The following is a 16,628-nucleotide window of genomic DNA, read 5'->3' on the forward strand; positions in this document are numbered from 1 at the left end:
GAATCGCTTAGCTTTGATGCTTTAGTAGTTGAAAAACCTGCCAAAGCTTATGAGATCGAAGAATACCAGAATGATCGTTAAGGCCGGATGGGTCTCGATTATCGTTAATCTGGTGCTGTTTGCCTTGAAATACTGGGCCGGAATTGTATCCGGTTCGATTGCTATTGTAGCGGATGCGTGGCATACTCTTTCCGATTCGGTCTCTTCCATCATTGTTATTTTCGGTGCAACACTGGCCGGTAAGCCTGCCGATGACGAGCATCCGTTCGGCCACGGTCGTGCTGAGCACATCGCCGCCGTGATTATTGGGGTGCTGTTGGCTATTATCTCGTTTGAGTTCCTGCTGCAATCGGTCGATCGACTCCGATCGCACACAGCTGTGCACTACGGAATGGTTGCGAAAGTTGTAACGGTTGTTTCGATTTTGGCGAAAGAAGGTCTGGCTCAATATGCTTTTGGGGTCGGACGAAAAGCAAAGTCGTCGGTTTTAAAAGCCGATGGCTGGCATCACCGTTCCGACGCATTGTCTTCCATCATTATCCTGGCAGGTATTTTCCTCGGCGGTTATTTCTGGTGGATTGACGGCGTTCTGGGAATTCTGGTGGCTATTCTGATTGCGTATACTGCTTATGAGGTCATGAAAAATGATTTCAGCTTGCTGCTCGGTGAAAGTGCCGATCCTACAATGATTGGCCAAATAAGGGAATTGGTCCGGCTAAATGTAGACAGGGAGGTGTATCCCCATCATTTCCATATGCACCGCTACGGACACCATACCGAATTAAGCTGTCACATTAAATTGCCTCCGGAGATGACACTGGATGAAGCGCATCATATCTGTTCTGTCATCGAAGAAGCCATCGAAAAGGAATTGGGTATCATAACGACCATCCATCCGGAACCGCTTCCCATGTCGTACGATGACTAAATCAGCCTACAACTCGGCCGTCTTCGGTTGAAAGTGAAGATTGAAAACCACAACTTCCGGTGTGTTTCCGATGCGAACGGGCGGTCCCCACGAACCAAATCCGGAGGAAACATAAATGTTGGTTTTGTCTTTTTTCAGAAATCCCCAGCTGTCTTCGAATATAGCTTCGGTAACGTAGTTGAGCGGCCACATTTGCCCGTCGTGGGTGTGTCCCGACAGGTGTAAATCGACACCGGCCTGGGCAACCTCTTCCAGGTTGAACGGTTGGTGGTTCATCACAATGACCGGTTTGCTCATGTCCACGTCTTTCAGTAATTCCGGAAGTTCCTTTCTTCCCCCATCACGATTGCGTGCCGACAAATCATCGCGCCCGACAATCTGAACGCCGTTGGGAAGGGTAATCACCTGGTCGCGCAGCACGTTGATGTTGATGCTTTCCAGGTAGGGTAAGGTTTCTTTTATCCCACCAATGTATTCATGGTTGCCTGGAATAGCGAACATGCCCATCGGTGGCTTGATTTCCTGCAAGTGTCTTCCCAGGTGTTTTCGCAAGACCGGGGCAATATCTCCGTCCACCATATCACCGCAAAGGAGAACCAAATCGGGCTTTTGCTGATTAATAATGTCGACAAGCTTTTGTTCGCGGCGTTCACCAATCAGTGCTCCGAGGTGAATGTCGGAAGCCATCAGCACTTTCATATCCGGGGAACCGGTAACACTTTTGGGTATGGTAATCGAGAATTGCTTGACCCGCGTATTCAGCGCATTGAGGTGTCCGAAGAAAACCACCAGGGCTACCAAGGAAAAAACAACAACGCCGGTCCACAGCCTGAGTTGGTCCGGGTTGCTTTTTAGCACAGCCGGAACAATGTGAAAGAATTTGTCCAGTAACCGGATGATGTCGATGAAAAGGACAGCGATAAACAGGTACAGCATGAACGAGAGCCAGAAAGCTCCTATTCGGTACACCCATTCGCCGGCCAGACTGGAATGTGTGTGCTCCAGTATTTCACCAACGATAAAAGTGGAAGCGACAACCCAGAAAAGAATTTTGTATATCGTTTTAAAATTTCCGGTCGCCTGGAAGGCCATTAATCCGTGAACATAGATATAATAATTGACCAGAAAGTAGACTAAAATGACGGTTCCGAAGAAAATGGCAAACTGCATGTTTCGCATATTTAAAGTAGATTGTCGTTCAATGTAAGATCGGCGGCAGTTTTACTTATGTTTTTGTGCCGCAATGGAATTAACGAAAATAACTTTTTTTTGTTGATGATAAGCCAATTGTTCCTGGTTTACGCTTTTTCAATCTGACATCTTGCTTCATGCTTGTTTCCTCTCATTTTGTTTATATTTGTCAGGCAAGCGGAAACCCGTATCCGGATATGAAAAAATACATTTTACCTTTACTTGTGGTGCTTTTGGCAATTGTCGTTTCGTGTAGCGAGGCGGACAGGTGTTACGATTCCACAGATACTTATCTCATGGCCAAATTCATCGACAGTGATTCAACGACGATTGATTCGTTGATGATTTGGGGCGTTGCCAAAAATGATACCGGATGGGTACGCGATACGCTGCCTTCCATATCCAAGCGTTATCCTTTACCGCTTTCGCTTGAACATGATTCCACTGCGTTTGTATTGTTTGTGAATGGAGAAGCTGACACGCTGTTCATTTATCATACCATGCAAATGAAACTGGTGTCGGAGGCGTGTGGCTTTGCACCCTATTACAACTTGAAAGGTTTCTCATATACGTCCCGAATCGACTCGGTGAATATTTCGGACCCCTCAGTGGGCCCAACATCTATTGAAAAGCCCAATAATGAGCAAAATATTACTGTATATTTCAATTTGCCTGCTAACACTCAGTAGCCCGCTGAAAGCACTGGCTCAGGAGAAACAGAATGCGGATGTTTGGCGTGTGGAAGGACCCCGTATCGGAGTCGATCTCTCGCGGTTTGCATCTACATACCTGCAATCGGCTGACCGTTGGGGTTGGGAATTGCAGGGAGATATTCCTGTTAAGGGATATTGGTTTCCTACGGTTGAAGTGGGTATGATGGGGTTGAATGATCGTCGGGATAATTTCCACTACCAGGCAAATGGTGTTTATGGCCGGGTGGGAACGGATTTCAATATTTTGCGCTACCGAAATCTCGAAGACGGCGATTTGGTGTTTATAGGTGCGCGTTATGGTTACAGCCGTTTTACTCAACAGGCCAATGATGTCAAATATTCCAATTTCTGGGGCGATTATAACACATCCATTCCGAAAAGAAATATGAATGCTCATTGGGGCGAGTTCGTGTTCGGGATGAAAGGGGAGATTTTTAAGAATTTTTTCCTCGGATGGTCTGTTCGCGTGAAATTCATGGTGAGCGAAACCAAGGATCCGAATATGTCGCCCTATATCGTACCCGGATTCGGGAAAACCAACGTGGATATTCCGATGGATTTTTCATACGGTATTTACTACCGGATTCCGTTGTGGAGAACGAAGAAGATGCCGAAAGCACCTAAGATGGAAGGGGCCAAACATATCGACGAATCAGCTACGCCGGACAACAACAACCAGAATAATAATCAGCAGAATGGCAGCAACTTCAGGAATCTCCGGGGCGGGCAGTCAGGCGGATTTTAATCAATCCTTCAGTCATGTATGAACGCTGAGTAACCTTATTTTTTATTCGAAGAAGCATGGCTTCATTCCAAATAGGAGTGGTTTCAAACATTAGGTTGCAACAATAACCCCGCTATTGGTCGTAATTAAAAAAGGGAAACGCAGTGGTTTCCCTTCTAAAATAACCAGAAATTGGTTAGTGCAGTTACAGATCCAATAGATCTTTAATTTTTTTCTGAATATCGGTGTTTTCCATCATTCCGGTAAATTGCTCAGCGCCCGGTCCAAAAGCATATACCGGAACCATAATTCCTGTATGGTGCCCTGTGGTATATTCACCAACAACTTTCCCGGTTGCCATGTCGCCTTCGTTGATGGACATTCCGCCCGTTTCGTGGTCGGCTGTCACGATGATCAATGTCTCACCATCTTGCGCCGCATGTTTGAGTGCAGCCCCGATGGCCTGATCGAAGTCGAGCATTTCCTCTACTACGTAAGGCGTTTTGTTGGCGTGGCCGCCCCAGTCGATCTGGCTTCCTTCAATCATGATGAAATAACCTTTCTTGTTTTGGGACAAGATATTCAGTGCGGTATTAGTCGATTGAACCAGCATATTGCCACGTTCGGGTTCAGCGGGATTGTGAATCGGTGCCGTGAGCCCGGCCAGTTTACCCGATGTTACCTGGCTGATATTATACATGTTGTACAAAACCTGGTAGCCGTCTTTTCTCAACTCATCACTCAGGTTCCGGCCGTCTTTACGCTTCTCAAAATGGTCGACGCCGCCACCAATAAAAACATCGATGCCGCTGTTGATAAAATCGGCAGCAATGGCTTCGTACATGTTTCGTGATGGCTGATGAGCGATAAATGATGCCGGGGTGGCGTGTGTAATGGCCGATGTCGAAACGAGCCCGGTTTCCAAACCTTTCTTTTCAGCCAGTTCACGGATGTTGACAATCGGCTGTTTTTGCGGATTTACGCCAATCGCACCGTTGTATGTTTTTTCGCCACAAGCCAGGGCTGTTCCCCCGGCAGCTGAATCGGTGATGTAATTATCGGAAGAATAGGTTTTTGAAAAACCAATGTGTTTGAAATTTTCCAGGTAAAGGTGACCGCCGTTGGCTGTAAGTCCGGCATAAACCTGGGCGAGTCCCATGCCGTCGCCAATCATCAGGATCACATTCTTCGGACGTTTTTTACGGGTACTTTGCTGATAATGTTTTACCGGATAGAAGTCACCACCCACATAAGCTTCCTGCAACTTCCGGTTGGCCGGATCCATATACTCATTCTGTGCACAACCGGCAAATGTAAATCCGCCAATGATGATACCAATCAAAAAGGCATAGCGGATGTTTTTCATAAGAAGGTTTCTCATTACTTGATGTTTCTGTAAGGTTTTTAATTGATTAGGATATCAGGTACAAAATTAAGAGTTTCTGTGAGAAGTCACGTAATGCTCTTCTGTAAACAAAAGGCTAAATATTTAAGTAGTATTTATGACAAAGAAAAAGCACGCCTGAGCGTGCTGTTTTCATTTGAATTGGGTATGAAAAAAACTAGGGATTATCTCTCATCAAAATTTTGAGGCCTCCGGTTCCGTTAGCCACAAAAATGTAGTTGTCAACAGCTCTTACGAAGTTGGCTGAGCCATCGTAGTTGTAATTTCCGTATACTTTAAATGTATTTTGGTCGATGACGTATAAGCCACCTGCTCCATTGGCTACATACACCAGGCCATGATCAATATCGACACCATTGGTGTCGCCGCTTTGCGGGTTAAACATTTCCAGAGGCGTTCCGGAAGCGTCGTTTGTATCGAAAACATACAATCCGGCCTCGCCTTCACAAACATAAGCGAGTCCGTTTTTCAGGCGGGCTACTGCTTTTCCGTCTTCCGGAATAATGCTTCCCACCGGGATGGATCTGACCGGATTTAGGCCATTATTTTCGTTAAATACCGACAGCAAGCCAACGGTACCTCCCTGCAATCCGATAATGGTGTTTCCTTCACTGTCAAAATATTTGGCAGTAAGTGCATTTCGTTTGCTGATAATCGAACCATTATTAGCATCTGCAGTGATAAACTGACCTCCGGTATTTCCAGTTGCGATATAAAGTTTTCCGTTTTCAGCGAGGTGTACACAGTTGCCTGAAAAACTGGGCAGGGAATAAAATGTTGGTGCAGCATTGGGTAATTCACCATTTTTTAAATCGATAATGGTAAAAGTCGCAGGAGTATCAGCGCCGGTTTTGTCCGGATTGGCTCCGCCTGTTACATATAATTTGTTACCATCCACCTCAATGTCGTTAAAGTCGGCATTTTCGCTCCAGTATTGGCTGACGATCGTAGGAGTTGAAGGGTCAGTAATATCATACACCTCGATAAGGCCACCAAATTCTGCCCCGTGCAGGTGGTATGAAACGTATGCATAGTCTCCCTGAATATCCACACTTGTTGCACTCAGTGTATTTCCTCTGCTATCGATTGGGGCCTTAACATTTGCAACCAGTGTAAAAGAATTTACCGGGTTGGTACCGTACTGTGGAACACATCCGGTAGCCGGGAAATACACGGATTTAAATGATACCAGCGAGCCCAACAAGTCAGGATCGGAGCTGGTGATTTCATTGTCGTAACGGATGTCAATTTTTCCGGTTATCCGTGCGCCCCAGTTCGATTGAAACGAGTTTCGGATAACGATACCTGCGTAGTCGTCGTTGGTGCCTGAAATTTTCCCGTTAAGGGAAATGTTAGCTACATCGGTTACCGAGTGGGAGCCCAGCATCAGAACACTGCCTCCGTTTATCGTTAACAGGCCATTGACTTTTAGGAAGCCGGTGGAATGGGTTAATCCGTTCGACTGCATCTTCGCCGTTTCGAAATGACAAGCGTTGTTGAGGTTCGCGCCGCTGTTCAGATTGAATGTTCCATCGGTAATAAATGTCCCGAAGTTGTCTATGACGCCGTTGTTGTTGAGATCTGCGGACAGCGTAATTTTTCCGGTGTTGACCACGTGCCCCGAACTATTGTTATTCATGGCATCGAACGATATGATACCATGATTTTCTAGGATGCCGTTCAGGTTGGCGTTCTTTTCGGCATTCCATTCACCGTAGTTAACCAGTTTCACCCCAGAGTTGAGATTTAGATATTTTGCCGAAAAGACACCGGTTGGATTAATCACCACGGTTCCTGTTCCACTGAGCGTCGAGCCGGCTAGGTTGCCAACGACCACTAACATTCCGCCATCATTTACTGTAATATTTCCCTCGTATGTCAAGCCTTTGGGCAACAAAACTGTTTGCCCGGAATAGACAGTATACGTGGCCGTACTGGACTGGATAATTATTTTATCGAAAACAGTGTTGTAGATATCAACCGCCGGCGTGTAGGTATAGTCTTCCGGCGATTCAGCTGATTTCAGTGAACTGCTTCCAGCCAGATCGATTCGTTCGTTGACATAGGTAACCCGGTCAGCATTCTCTTTGGAGATTTTTTCTGCATTTGCAGTAAACTCAGTAGTTATTGTATTGTCTTTCGCACATCCGGCTAGCAGCAACAAAAAGCTACTTGCTAAAGCCAAAATTTGATTCCTTCCCATTTTTCAACCCCCTTTTATTAGCTTTCCCTGATTCTCTTTCTGAAAAGGTGAACCATGGGGCTTTTTTATTTAAACGAAGAGGGGATTTTATTTATTATTCCCGGAAAGAATAAAATTGTCTGTCAGATGGTAATGTACTCCATCTGTCGTTTGTTCAATCTCAATAACTCCGATGGTTATGAGGTTTATTAAGATTCGTTCTGTTTTCCAGCGCGAGATAGACATGGAACGGGATAAACGACCCGGATTTATCTTTTGGTGATTGCTCAGATACTGCAGTATTTTTTTCTCTTCTTCGGTATACCGGATGAAGACTCCACGCGGCTTTTGTTTTTTCTTCCAAACTTCAAGCAGGATCCGGTTGGCGAGGATGTTTTGATCTTCGTGCCGGATGTAGGCCAACCACTTCTGGTTCTCGTCTTTAGCGTAGTGTGGTTTGTTCGGGCTCGGCGGAATATCAATCTGTAAAACCGTTTTCCCATCGGTGGTATGCCACTGTTGGGTCTCAAATTCAATTTTGGGTTTGCTGTATAATTTAGCAGCCGCTTCAATCATGTAATATTCTTCCTCGGTCTGCACGCCGGCAATGTTTCCATTGTCTTTTACGCCGATAAGCAACCGGCCGCCATCGGTATTGGCGAAAGCAACCAGCGAGCGGGCTATCTTTCGCGAATCGTTGATACAAAACTTGAAATCCTGCTGCTGGTGTTCCCCCTCTCGTATCATCCTGAATAATTTCGTGTTCACCATGGCCGAATTTTTTAGGGTTGACGGCAAGTTATTATTTTTCTCTTTAAACTCCTCGGCCGTTAATGATTTTGCACCGCTGCATATTCGCGAGGCATCAATTCCCAAAACAAACTTATTATCCTACCGGGAAAAATGGAAATACCCGGATTGTGGTTCTTCCATTTTCCGCCCCTCTAAATCTCCCCACCCGGGGAGACTTTTGGACCGATGACAGATTCACTAGCGTAGCTTCATTGGGTGCCAGCGTCAAACTTTAGAGGTTTCCTTCGATGTTTCACTTAGGGCCTGCCGACCCTGTCCAGGCTGAAGGCCTGATATTCCGAAGCTGGGGGCATCGTCCCCAGAAAAAATCCATGAACAATGAGGGAAGCCTGAAGGGCTTCCACGATCTTCTTGACGGGCGAATACCAGGTCCAGCCCTACAGGCTGGCGGTTTGCCTGTTGCGCCCGATCCCTGGGGGATGCCCCAGGCTATGGCATTTGTTACACTTCTACTGTGAGGTGAAATTTTATTTGATATATAGTAAATAAAATTTGGTATATGACTAATAAAACCATTAAGAAGACAAATAGTCACTACATAAAATATAATAAAACAACAATAATAATTATATCTAATGGAGCAGAAAAATTAAAATCAGATAAGCATAAAATAAAATGATGTATAGATAAATTAAACTGCAGTTTTAATATAATACTATTCGGTGAGTATCTAACGCTATGTGGTGGCTATCTAACGCTGTGTGGTGGGAATCTTGTTCTTTGTTAGAAAAATAGAATAATTTTGTGTAACTTTAAGTAGCCGATGGCTTTTGCGAAGCTTCGGAGAATATCACCACAAAATATTTGGTCATGAATAACGAATTGAAACTGCCTTTTCACATCGGGAATGCCATCCGGGAGCGGCTGGCGGAACGGCAACTTACGGTTCCGCAGTTTGCCCGCAGGCTGGGGGTTTCGGAGCAGATGGCTCATTACATCCTGAACTCGAAGGACGTTAAGATAGGCCGGTTGTGGCAACTATCGGAGGCGCTGGATTTTAATTTCTTTACCCTGATTGCCAAAGCACGGGCCATCGAAAACCCGGAACGGGAGGAGACCACCCTGTTAAAACAGGAGATGGAAGGGCTGAACCAGCAAATCCACGACCTGGAAATGAAAGTTGAAACCCTCCGGGAGAGTTTACGGCTTGTCGGAGGAAGAGCCTGAATGTGACGCACCGTGACCACTTTTCCAAACCTTTTTACACGATCTGATTCATGAGAAAATTATTGACGATGCTGCTGTTGTGGCTCACTGCCTGCGGCGCCGGGCCATCGGGCGATACGTACCCGGTCCGCCTCAATTCCGTCGGTTTTCTTCCGGCGAAAGCCAAAATAGCCACCATTATACAACCCTGCAGCCAGTTCGAAGTGAAACGGTTGGCTGACGACTCCACGGTTTTCAGCGGAAAGGTTACGGGGCCGTTTCATCAGAAGGATGTCAACCAAAATGCCTGGCTGGCTGATTTTTCGGCATTCGCCGATACTGGTTCTTACTACCTGGAAGTGCCCGGAGTTGGACGGTCGGTGGCCTTTCGCATCAGCGATGATATCTTCCGGTTTCCGTACAAAACGGCCATGCGGGCTTTTTATCTTTGGCGTTGCGGCACAGCCGTGGAAGGCGATTTCAACGGAAATCATTACGCGCACGCTGCCTGTCACCTCGACGATGCTTACGGCGATTACACAGGACAGAAAGGCGTTATCCGTAACGGTACCGGCGGCTGGCACGATGCCGGCGATTATGGGAAATACACGGTGAACGCCGGTATCACGTTGGGCACATTGTTTCTGGCATGGGAACAGTTCCGGCCGGCACTGGAAAATGTGAAGCTGAATCTACCGGAGACAGCTCCCGGTTTCCCCGAATACCTTGAAGAGTTGAAGTGGGAAACCGACTGGCTGCTGAAAATGCCATACCCCGATGGTTCGGGCCGGGTGTCGCACAAGTTGACGCGCACGAACTTTGCCGGTTTTATCATGCCTGAAGATGATAAGGGGAAACGCTATTTCACGGAATGGAGTTCGGCAGCTACCGCTGATTTTGCCGCGGTAATGGCCATGGCGGCCCGCAACTTTCAGCCGTATGATTCCGTGTATGCGAAAAAGTGTCTGACGGCTGCGAAGAACAGTTATGCCTTTCTGAAAGAACATCCGGAGATGAAACCGTTTGAGCAGGGCGATTTCAAGACGGGTGCCTACAAAGTGAAGAGCGATAAAAGCGAACGGCTGTGGGCCGCAGCCGAGTTGTGGGAAACAACGGGCGAGCCGGCTTACCTGGCGGACTTCGAATCGGCGGTGCCGGACATTCATCCGCCGCTCATCGACAGCGACTGGGACTGGGGCAATGTGAAAAACCTGGCCCTGTTTACCTATGTGCTTTCCGGCAGGAACGGAAGGAACGCGGACCTGCTGAACCGTGTTCAAAAAGCGATTCTGGCGAATGCCGATACCCTGGTGGCAAAAGGACGAAGGGATATTTACGGACGGCCACTGGCAGGGCGCTATTACTGGGGGTGCAACGGAACGGTGGCGCGGCAGGCTGTCAACCTGCAGGTGGCCAACGCCATTTCGCCCAACCGGGCCTATACCAACGCAGTGGTCTCCATTGCCGACCATTTGCTGGGACGGAATGTATATGACCGTTCGTACGTAACCGGCATCGGGTTTCGTCCGCCCATGCATCCGCATGACCGGCGCAGCGCTGCCGACGGGATTGAAGAACCCTGGCCGGGTTACCTCGTGGGCGGCGGACGTTCGGCCACCAACTGGCAGGATAAACAGTCGGATTATACCACCAACGAAATTGCCATCAACTGGCAGGCTGCGCTGGTATACGCTTTGGCCGGACTAGTGAATTAGGAACAAAAACAGTATTCGGAATGATGATAAAACATATTGTGGTAGCCTCGCATAACCCGGTGAAGATTGAGGCGGTGAAGCGGGGCTTTGAAAAGCTTTTCCCGGACACGGAAATTAAAATAGAAGGTGTGAGCGTTGAGTCTGGGGTTCCCGATCAACCGATGAGCGATGAAGAAACCCGGAATGGGGCGCATAACCGGGCCGCCAATGCGCGGGAAAAAGTGCCGCACGCCGATTTCTGGTTTGGCGTAGAGGGCGGCATCGAGCGGCATAACGGCGGGATGCAGTCGTTTGCCTGGATTGCCGCCTGCGCTGACGGGCAGTTTGGCGAATCGCGCACCACTACTTTTCAGCTTCCGCCGGAAGTGGTGAAACTGGTGGAAGAAGGACTGGAGCTGGGCGATGCCGACGACCAGGTGTTTGGGAAAACTAACTCGAAACAGGAAAACGGGGCGGTAGGATTGCTCACCCGCAACGCCATCACGCGGACGTTGCTTTACGAACAGGCCGTTTGTCTGGCGCTGATTCCGTTTGTCAGGCCGGAGCTTTTCCCCGGAGAATGAGATAAAAGAAAAGGGCCTTCCGTAACGAAGACCCTTTTTTATTTGTTTGGGTTGTTGATTTATTCTGCATTCTGCAACTCTTCCCAGTACTCCACGGCACGGCGGGTGTGGGGAATTACAATGGTTCCGCCCACCAGGTTGGCTACCGAAAACACTTCGAAGAGTTCTTCGGTGGTAACACCTTGCTCATGACATTTCTCCAGGTGGTATTTCACGCAATCGTCGCAGCGCAGCACCATGGAACTTACCAGTCCCAGCATTTCCTTGGTTTTTGTCGACAGCGCACCTTCCATATAAGTATTGGTGTCGAGGTTGTAGATGCGCTTCATCACCTTGTTATCGGCGGAAAGAATTTTCTCATTCATCCGGGCACGATAATCCCGGAATTCATCTATCATTTTGCTCATTTCAGTTTATTCGGTGGGTTGTCCTATTTTTTCGGTTACCTCGCCAATCAGCGTGGTCTGCGTACTTTCGTTCACTTTTACCCGGACATAATCGCCAAACTGCAAATCACCTTTCGGGAAAACAACCATCTTGTTCTGCGAGCTGCGTCCGAAGTATTGCTCGTCGCTCTTCTTCGAAACACCTTCTACCAGCACCTCCACTACTTTGCCAATGTCCTGACGGTTATTCTCCTGCGAAATCCGGCTTTGCAAGGCAATTACTTCGTTCAGACGGCGCGATTTCACCTCATCCGGCACATCGTCTTCGTAATGTTCGTGCGCATAGGTTCCGGGACGAACCGAATACTTGAACATGAAGGCCGAGTCGAAGCGAACTTCCTCCATCAGCGAGAGCGTCTCTTTGTGATCTTCTTCCGTTTCGCCGCAGAAGCCGGTAATTACGTCGGTTGACAAGCCGCAGTTGGGAATGATTTCGTTGATGGCCTTGATGCGGTCGAGATACCATTCGCGGGTGTATTTCCGGTTCATCTTGTCGAGCACCGTCGAGCTTCCCGACTGGAAGGGCAGGTGAATGAACTTGCAAATGTTCGGATATTTGGCAATCACCTCCAGCAGCTTGTTCGACATATCTTTCGGATGCGACGTGGTAAAGCGTACCCGGACTGTCGGGTCAATCTGTGCTACCATTTCCATCAAATCGGCAAACTTCACCGGACGGGTTCCGGGAGCACGGAAGCGGTACGAATCGACATTCTGTCCCAGCAGGGTAACTTCTTTATAGCCTTTGCTGATGAGATCCTGTACTTCGCTGAGAATATCTTTCGGGTCACGACTTCTTTCCCGGCCACGGGTATAAGGCACAATACAGAACGTGCAGAAGTTGTTGCAACCACGTGTAATGGATACAAAACCGGAAATTTTATTGTTCCCAATACGTTTCGGAATGATGGAATCGTATGTTTCGTTGGTGGTTAAATCCACGTTGATGGCTTCCTCGCCGCGCTTTACTTTGTCGAACAGGTAGGGAAGATCGCGGTAAGCATCGGGTCCTGCCACTAGGTCGATTTTCTTCTTTTCGAGCAACTGGTCGCCAACTCGTTCGGCCATACAGCCAATCAGACCAACCACTTTTTCAGGTGCTTTCTTTTTATGACTCTGAAACAAATCCAACCGGGCGTGAATGCGCTGCTCGGCGTTGTCACGAATGGAACAGGTATTAATTAATATGGCATCGGCATCCTGATGGTCTTCGGTCAGGTCATATCCCTTCTCTCCCAATACGGCTGCCACCACTTCGCTGTCTGCCACATTCATCTGGCAACCGTACGTCTCGATATATAATTTCTTGTTCGCCATTACGGTAAAATCAATTGAGAAAATTAGTTGGGCAAATTTACCATCATATTTTGAATTTGGACAATAAGGTGCTGTCTAAATAAGACTTAATTGTCCTTTCCTGAAGGATTTTCTGTAAAAAATGGGATTTTCTTATCTTTACAGCCCCGACGATTTCAAAATAGTCAACCCAAAAAAACGAATTATGTCAGGACACAGTAAATGGTCGACGATTAAACGAAAAAAGGGCGCACTTGACGCGAAACGCGGAAAAATATTTACCCGCCTTATCAAGGAAATCTCAATAGCCGTGAAGGAGGGCGGCCCTGATCCGGATGGAAATCCCCGCTTACGCCTGGCCATACAGAATGCCAAGGGCGAGAACATGCCGAAGGACAATATCGAAAGAGCGATTAAGAAGGCTGCCGGCGCTGACGCTGAAAGCTATATGGAGGTAACCTTCGAAGGTTATGCCACGCACGGAATTGCTGTTTTTGTAGAGTGTTTGACCGACAATAATAACCGTTCCGTTTCGAGTGTACGTTCCATTTTTAATAAGTACGGTGGAAGCCTGGGAACGAATGGTTCACTAAGTTTTTTGTTCGACCGGAAGGGAATTTTCCGTATTGCCGCCGATAACATTAACCTCGAGGAGGTCGAACTCGATTTGATTGACGCGGGTGTTGAGGATATTGAAGAAGAGGACGGCTTTATTATTCTGACCTCTGCGATGGAAGATTTCGGTAACCTGAATAAAAAGTTGGAAGATTTGAACATCGAGGTAGCGAGCGCCGATTTGCAGCGAATACCCAACGATACCAAGGAGTTGGATGTGGATTCTGCTCAAAAAGTCCTGAAATTAGTCGAGGCGCTGGAAGATGATGATGACGTTCAGAACGTTTACCACAACCTCGAGATGACAGACGAATTGCAGGAAGCGCTTGAATCAGAATAATATTTAAAGATTTGACAATGGCCGGAATTTCCCGGCCATTTCTTTTTCCGTTATATTTGCATCCTTAAAGAAAAACAGTTCATGAAGAGGATACTTTCAACTTTCGTTGTCCTTCTGCTCTTTTGGGGTAATGTGCTGGCACAGAAGCCGGCGCCGGTCAGCGAATACGGTCAGCTTTCGGCGAACGATACGACCCGGATCTGGACAGGACTCGATGTTCATCAGAACCCGAAAACGAAAGAACTGCTTGAGCGAAAAATACAGCTCAATAAGAATGATCAAACCACGCCGGGGTACAGGGTGCAGATTTATTTTGGTTCCGGAAGCTCAGCGCGACTGCGGGCCATGAAGGTGAAAACCGACTTCCTTTCCTCGTACCCGGATGTAAAAGCCTATATCATATACCAATCGCCCGATTTTAAAGTTAGGGTTGGCGATTTTCGCACACGGAGCGACGCACTTCGGTTGCAAAAAAAGATTGCCCGGGATTATCCCAATGCTTTTATTGTACCCGACAATATTCAGTTTCCAGACCTTAACAGCAATTCAACGTCAGAACGATAAAAAAGCAGAATAAGCTGAGATGAGCGAGCTAATAAAACATGAGTGTGGTATAGCGATGATAAGGCTTCGCAAACCGCTTGAGTATTACAAAGTAAAATACGGAACCTGGCAGTACGGTTTGAACAAGCTTTACCTGTTGATGGAAAAGCAACACAACAGGGGACAGGACGGAGCCGGAGTCGTTAGTGTGAAGATTGACATGGCGGCGGGACAGGATTACATTCATCGTCACCGTTCGGTGGATGCGAATCCGATTAAAGATGTGTTCGACAATGTTTTTGGCGAATTCAACCATGCTAAAACCAATTTCCCGAAAACATATCATGATCCGGCCTGGGCCAAAAATAACCTGCCCTTTGTCAGCGAGCTTTACCTGGGGCACTTGCGGTATGGTACGTTCGGTCGAAACAGTGTGGAATTTACCCACCCCGTGATGCGGCAAAATAACTGGCGTTCGCGGAACCTGGTGCTGGCTGGTAACTTCAACCTGACCAACGTCGATGAGTTGTTCGATCTGCTGGTCGATTTGGGGCAGCATCCGAAAGCGTATACCGATACGGTGACTGTCCTGGAGAAAGTAGGCCATTTTCTGGATGAAGAGAATGAATTGCTTTTCCGCAAGTATAAAAACGAAGGTCACTCCAATAAAGAAATATCTCCGCTGATCGAACGAAACCTCGATTTGAGACAAACGCTGGAACGTTCCAGTCGCGATTGGGACGGAGGATACGCTATTGGTGGAATCATTGGCCACGGCGATGCTTTCGTGCTGCGCGACCCGTGGGGAATCCGGCCGGCGTATTACTATGCCGACGATGAAATTGTGGTGGTAGCTTCTGAGCGTCCGGTGATTCAAACCGTGATGAACGTCTCCTGGAAAAGTGTTCAGGAAGTGAAGCCCGGATCTGCGTTGATTGTGAAGAAAGACGGAACCTTGTCCGAAGAAATGGTCCGTGTTCCGCAGGAGCGGAAATCGTGTTCTTTCGAGCGGATTTACTTTTCCCGTGGTTCCGATCGCGATATCTACCTCGAGCGAAAAAAGTTGGGGCACTTGTTGGCACCAACCATTATGGATGCTGTGGATGGCGACCTGGAGAATACAGTTTTCTCGTATATCCCCAACACGGCTGAAACCGCCTTTTCGGGAATGATGGAGGGCATTCGCGACCTGCTGTTGGAGTGGAAAAAAGAGAAGATTCACGCGCTTGGCGAGAACATGACGGAAGAAGCCATTGCTGAAATTATCTCGGTTGAGCCTCGTATTGAAAAGATTGCCATTAAGGACGTGAAGATGCGAACCTTCATCACGGATGATTCCAGCCGGGATGATTTGGTAGGTCACGTGTACGACGTTACTTATGGCGTTGTTAAGAATGAGAAGGATACACTGGTAGTCATCGACGACTCCATCGTTCGGGGGACGACACTCAAGCGAAGTATCCTGCGTATTCTCGACCGGTTGCATCCGAAACGGATTGTCATTATCTCGTCGGCACCGCAGATTCGGTATCCCGATTGTTACGGAATCGACATGGCGGAGCTTGGCAAGTTCATTGCTTTTGAAGCGGCCATCACGTTGCTCAAGGAAACTGGCAGAGGACACGTGATTGATGAGACCTACAAGAAATGTAAAGAGCAGCAACACTTGCCGAAGGAAGAGATTGTGAACTATGTGAAGGAAATTTATCGTCCCTTTACCGATCAGGAGGTCTCGGATAAAATCGCCCAGTTGTTGAAGCCGGTCGATTGTAATGCGGAAGTGGATATCGTTTACCAAACGGTGGATAATCTCCACAAGGCGTGCCCGAACGATTTGGGAGATTGGTATTTCACCGGCGATTATCCAACACCCGGTGGAAACAAAGTAGTGAATACCTCATTCATTAATTATATCGAAGGAATCAAAGGTCGGGCCTATTAAACCGGACCTTGCTAAAATATAAAAGAAGGATGTAGAAACGACATCCTTCTTTTTTTTGAAATTTGT

15 protein-coding genes are annotated in these 16,628 nt (G+C 47.5%); 9 read left to right on the forward strand and 6 right to left on the reverse strand.

All coding sequences use genetic code 11. The features are described from left to right. The first annotated feature begins 49 nt into the window (after window positions 1-49). On the forward strand, window positions 50-928 hold the full coding sequence (locus tag CLV93_RS06315; RefSeq protein WP_106541315.1) for a cation diffusion facilitator family transporter: 879 nt from the start codon (window positions 50-52) through the stop codon (window positions 926-928). A 6-nt stretch (window positions 929-934) separates the two neighbouring features. Here the strand turns inward: CLV93_RS06315 and CLV93_RS06320 are convergent, their stop codons facing one another. Next, window positions 935-2,098 (reverse strand): metallophosphoesterase, encoded by a 1,164-nt coding sequence (locus CLV93_RS06320; RefSeq protein WP_170108879.1) that lies wholly within the window; start codon window positions 2,096-2,098, stop codon window positions 935-937. Window positions 2,099-2,316: 218 nt separating this feature from the next. Here CLV93_RS06320 and CLV93_RS06325 point away from each other — a divergent pair, with 218 nt between their 5' ends. Both CLV93_RS06325 and CLV93_RS06330 read left to right on the forward strand, forming a co-directional pair. Beyond that, complete coding sequence (locus CLV93_RS06325) at window positions 2,317-2,808, forward strand: DUF6452 family protein (RefSeq protein WP_146141963.1); 492 nt, start codon at window positions 2,317-2,319, stop codon at window positions 2,806-2,808. Further along, entirely contained in the window at window positions 2,759-3,577 is an 819-nt protein-coding gene (locus CLV93_RS06330) for a DUF6048 family protein (RefSeq protein ID WP_106541318.1), read from the forward strand. The genes CLV93_RS06325 and CLV93_RS06330 overlap by 50 nt, the downstream gene beginning before the upstream one ends. Window positions 3,578-3,761: 184 nt before the next feature. Here the strand turns inward: CLV93_RS06330 and CLV93_RS06335 are convergent, their stop codons facing one another. From CLV93_RS06335 to CLV93_RS06345, 3 genes are all read right to left on the reverse strand, one after another. Continuing rightward, on the reverse strand, window positions 3,762-4,937 hold the full coding sequence (locus CLV93_RS06335) for an alkaline phosphatase (protein WP_246187199.1): 1,176 nt from the start codon (window positions 4,935-4,937) through the stop codon (window positions 3,762-3,764). Window positions 4,938-5,118: 181 nt separating this feature from the next. Then, window positions 5,119-7,164, reverse strand: a complete 2,046-nt coding sequence (locus CLV93_RS06340; protein WP_106541319.1) for an LVIVD repeat-containing protein — start codon at window positions 7,162-7,164, stop codon at window positions 5,119-5,121. Between the two features lie 87 nt (window positions 7,165-7,251). Beyond that, window positions 7,252-7,890 carry an RNA-binding domain-containing protein gene (locus CLV93_RS06345; protein WP_246187200.1) on the reverse strand — a complete coding sequence of 213 codons (639 nt, stop codon included), beginning with the start codon at window positions 7,888-7,890 and terminating at the stop codon, window positions 7,252-7,254. Window positions 7,891-8,766: 876 nt separating this feature from the next. Here CLV93_RS06345 and CLV93_RS06355 point away from each other — a divergent pair. From CLV93_RS06355 to yjjX, 3 genes are read left to right on the forward strand one after another with little or no spacing between them, the layout of a single operon-like run. Further along, on the forward strand, window positions 8,767-9,123 hold the full coding sequence (locus CLV93_RS06355; protein ID WP_106541321.1) for a helix-turn-helix domain-containing protein: 357 nt from the start codon (window positions 8,767-8,769) through the stop codon (window positions 9,121-9,123). 50 nt (window positions 9,124-9,173) lie between these two features. Continuing rightward, the gene (locus tag CLV93_RS06360; protein ID WP_106541322.1) at window positions 9,174-10,817 is read left to right on the forward strand and encodes a glycoside hydrolase family 9 protein; all 1,644 of its coding nucleotides are present in this window, start codon (window positions 9,174-9,176) and stop codon (window positions 10,815-10,817) included. A gap of 20 nt (window positions 10,818-10,837) precedes the next feature. Beyond that, a complete protein-coding gene (gene yjjX / locus CLV93_RS06365) occupies window positions 10,838-11,380 on the forward strand; it encodes an inosine/xanthosine triphosphatase (RefSeq protein WP_211297752.1) in 543 nt (180 codons plus the stop codon). Window positions 11,381-11,439: 59 nt separating this feature from the next. Here yjjX and CLV93_RS06370 read toward each other — a convergent pair whose 3' ends face one another. Continuing rightward, window positions 11,440-11,787 (reverse strand): carboxymuconolactone decarboxylase family protein, encoded by a 348-nt coding sequence (locus CLV93_RS06370; RefSeq protein ID WP_106541323.1) that lies wholly within the window; start codon window positions 11,785-11,787, stop codon window positions 11,440-11,442. A gap of 6 nt (window positions 11,788-11,793) precedes the next feature. Then, window positions 11,794-13,143, reverse strand: a complete 1,350-nt coding sequence (gene miaB, locus CLV93_RS06375) for a tRNA (N6-isopentenyl adenosine(37)-C2)-methylthiotransferase MiaB (protein WP_106541324.1) — start codon at window positions 13,141-13,143, stop codon at window positions 11,794-11,796. Between the two features lie 184 nt (window positions 13,144-13,327). On the opposite strand from miaB, the gene CLV93_RS06380 reads away from it, so the two are divergent. The 3 genes from CLV93_RS06380 to CLV93_RS06390 all read left to right on the forward strand — a co-directional run bounded on the left by CLV93_RS06380 (window position 13,328) and on the right by CLV93_RS06390 (window position 16,562). Next, window positions 13,328-14,077 carry a YebC/PmpR family DNA-binding transcriptional regulator gene (locus CLV93_RS06380; RefSeq protein WP_106541433.1) on the forward strand — a complete coding sequence of 250 codons (750 nt, stop codon included), beginning with the start codon at window positions 13,328-13,330 and terminating at the stop codon, window positions 14,075-14,077. A gap of 81 nt (window positions 14,078-14,158) precedes the next feature. Next, on the forward strand, window positions 14,159-14,641 hold the full coding sequence (locus CLV93_RS06385; protein WP_106541325.1) for an SPOR domain-containing protein: 483 nt from the start codon (window positions 14,159-14,161) through the stop codon (window positions 14,639-14,641). 19 nt (window positions 14,642-14,660) lie between these two features. Beyond that, on the forward strand, window positions 14,661-16,562 hold the full coding sequence (locus CLV93_RS06390; protein WP_106541326.1) for an amidophosphoribosyltransferase: 1,902 nt from the start codon (window positions 14,661-14,663) through the stop codon (window positions 16,560-16,562). Window positions 16,563-16,628: the final 66 nt, after the last annotated feature.

The sequence above is a fragment of the Prolixibacter denitrificans genome, from assembly GCF_003014495.1.
GTDB classification, from domain to species: Bacteria; Bacteroidota; Bacteroidia; order Bacteroidales; family Prolixibacteraceae; genus Prolixibacter; species Prolixibacter denitrificans.

What these genes read in the sequence shown, in the direction of transcription:
- CLV93_RS06315 (WP_106541315.1), top strand. Translation starts at nt 50, where the DNA reads ATGAGATCGAAGAATACCAGAATGATCGTTAAGGCCGGATGGGTCTCG.
- CLV93_RS06320 (WP_170108879.1), bottom strand. Translation starts at nt 2,098, where the DNA reads ATGCAGTTTGCCATTTTCTTCGGAACCGTCATTTTAGTCTACTTTCTG.
- CLV93_RS06325 (WP_146141963.1), top strand. Translation starts at nt 2,317, where the DNA reads ATGAAAAAATACATTTTACCTTTACTTGTGGTGCTTTTGGCAATTGTC.
- CLV93_RS06330 (WP_106541318.1), top strand. Translation starts at nt 2,759, where the DNA reads ATGAGCAAAATATTACTGTATATTTCAATTTGCCTGCTAACACTCAGT.
- CLV93_RS06335 (WP_246187199.1), bottom strand. Translation starts at nt 4,937, where the DNA reads ATGAGAAACCTTCTTATGAAAAACATCCGCTATGCCTTTTTGATTGGT.
- CLV93_RS06340 (WP_106541319.1), bottom strand. Translation starts at nt 7,164, where the DNA reads ATGGGAAGGAATCAAATTTTGGCTTTAGCAAGTAGCTTTTTGTTGCTG.
- CLV93_RS06345 (WP_246187200.1), bottom strand. Translation starts at nt 7,890, where the DNA reads ATGATACGAGAGGGGGAACACCAGCAGCAGGATTTCAAGTTTTGTATC.
- CLV93_RS06355 (WP_106541321.1), top strand. Translation starts at nt 8,767, where the DNA reads ATGAATAACGAATTGAAACTGCCTTTTCACATCGGGAATGCCATCCGG.
- CLV93_RS06360 (WP_106541322.1), top strand. Translation starts at nt 9,174, where the DNA reads ATGAGAAAATTATTGACGATGCTGCTGTTGTGGCTCACTGCCTGCGGC.
- yjjX (WP_211297752.1), top strand. Translation starts at nt 10,838, where the DNA reads ATGATGATAAAACATATTGTGGTAGCCTCGCATAACCCGGTGAAGATT.
- CLV93_RS06370 (WP_106541323.1), bottom strand. Translation starts at nt 11,787, where the DNA reads ATGAGCAAAATGATAGATGAATTCCGGGATTATCGTGCCCGGATGAAT.
- miaB (WP_106541324.1), bottom strand. Translation starts at nt 13,143, where the DNA reads ATGGCGAACAAGAAATTATATATCGAGACGTACGGTTGCCAGATGAAT.
- CLV93_RS06380 (WP_106541433.1), top strand. Translation starts at nt 13,328, where the DNA reads ATGTCAGGACACAGTAAATGGTCGACGATTAAACGAAAAAAGGGCGCA.
- CLV93_RS06385 (WP_106541325.1), top strand. Translation starts at nt 14,159, where the DNA reads ATGAAGAGGATACTTTCAACTTTCGTTGTCCTTCTGCTCTTTTGGGGT.
- CLV93_RS06390 (WP_106541326.1), top strand. Translation starts at nt 14,661, where the DNA reads ATGAGCGAGCTAATAAAACATGAGTGTGGTATAGCGATGATAAGGCTT.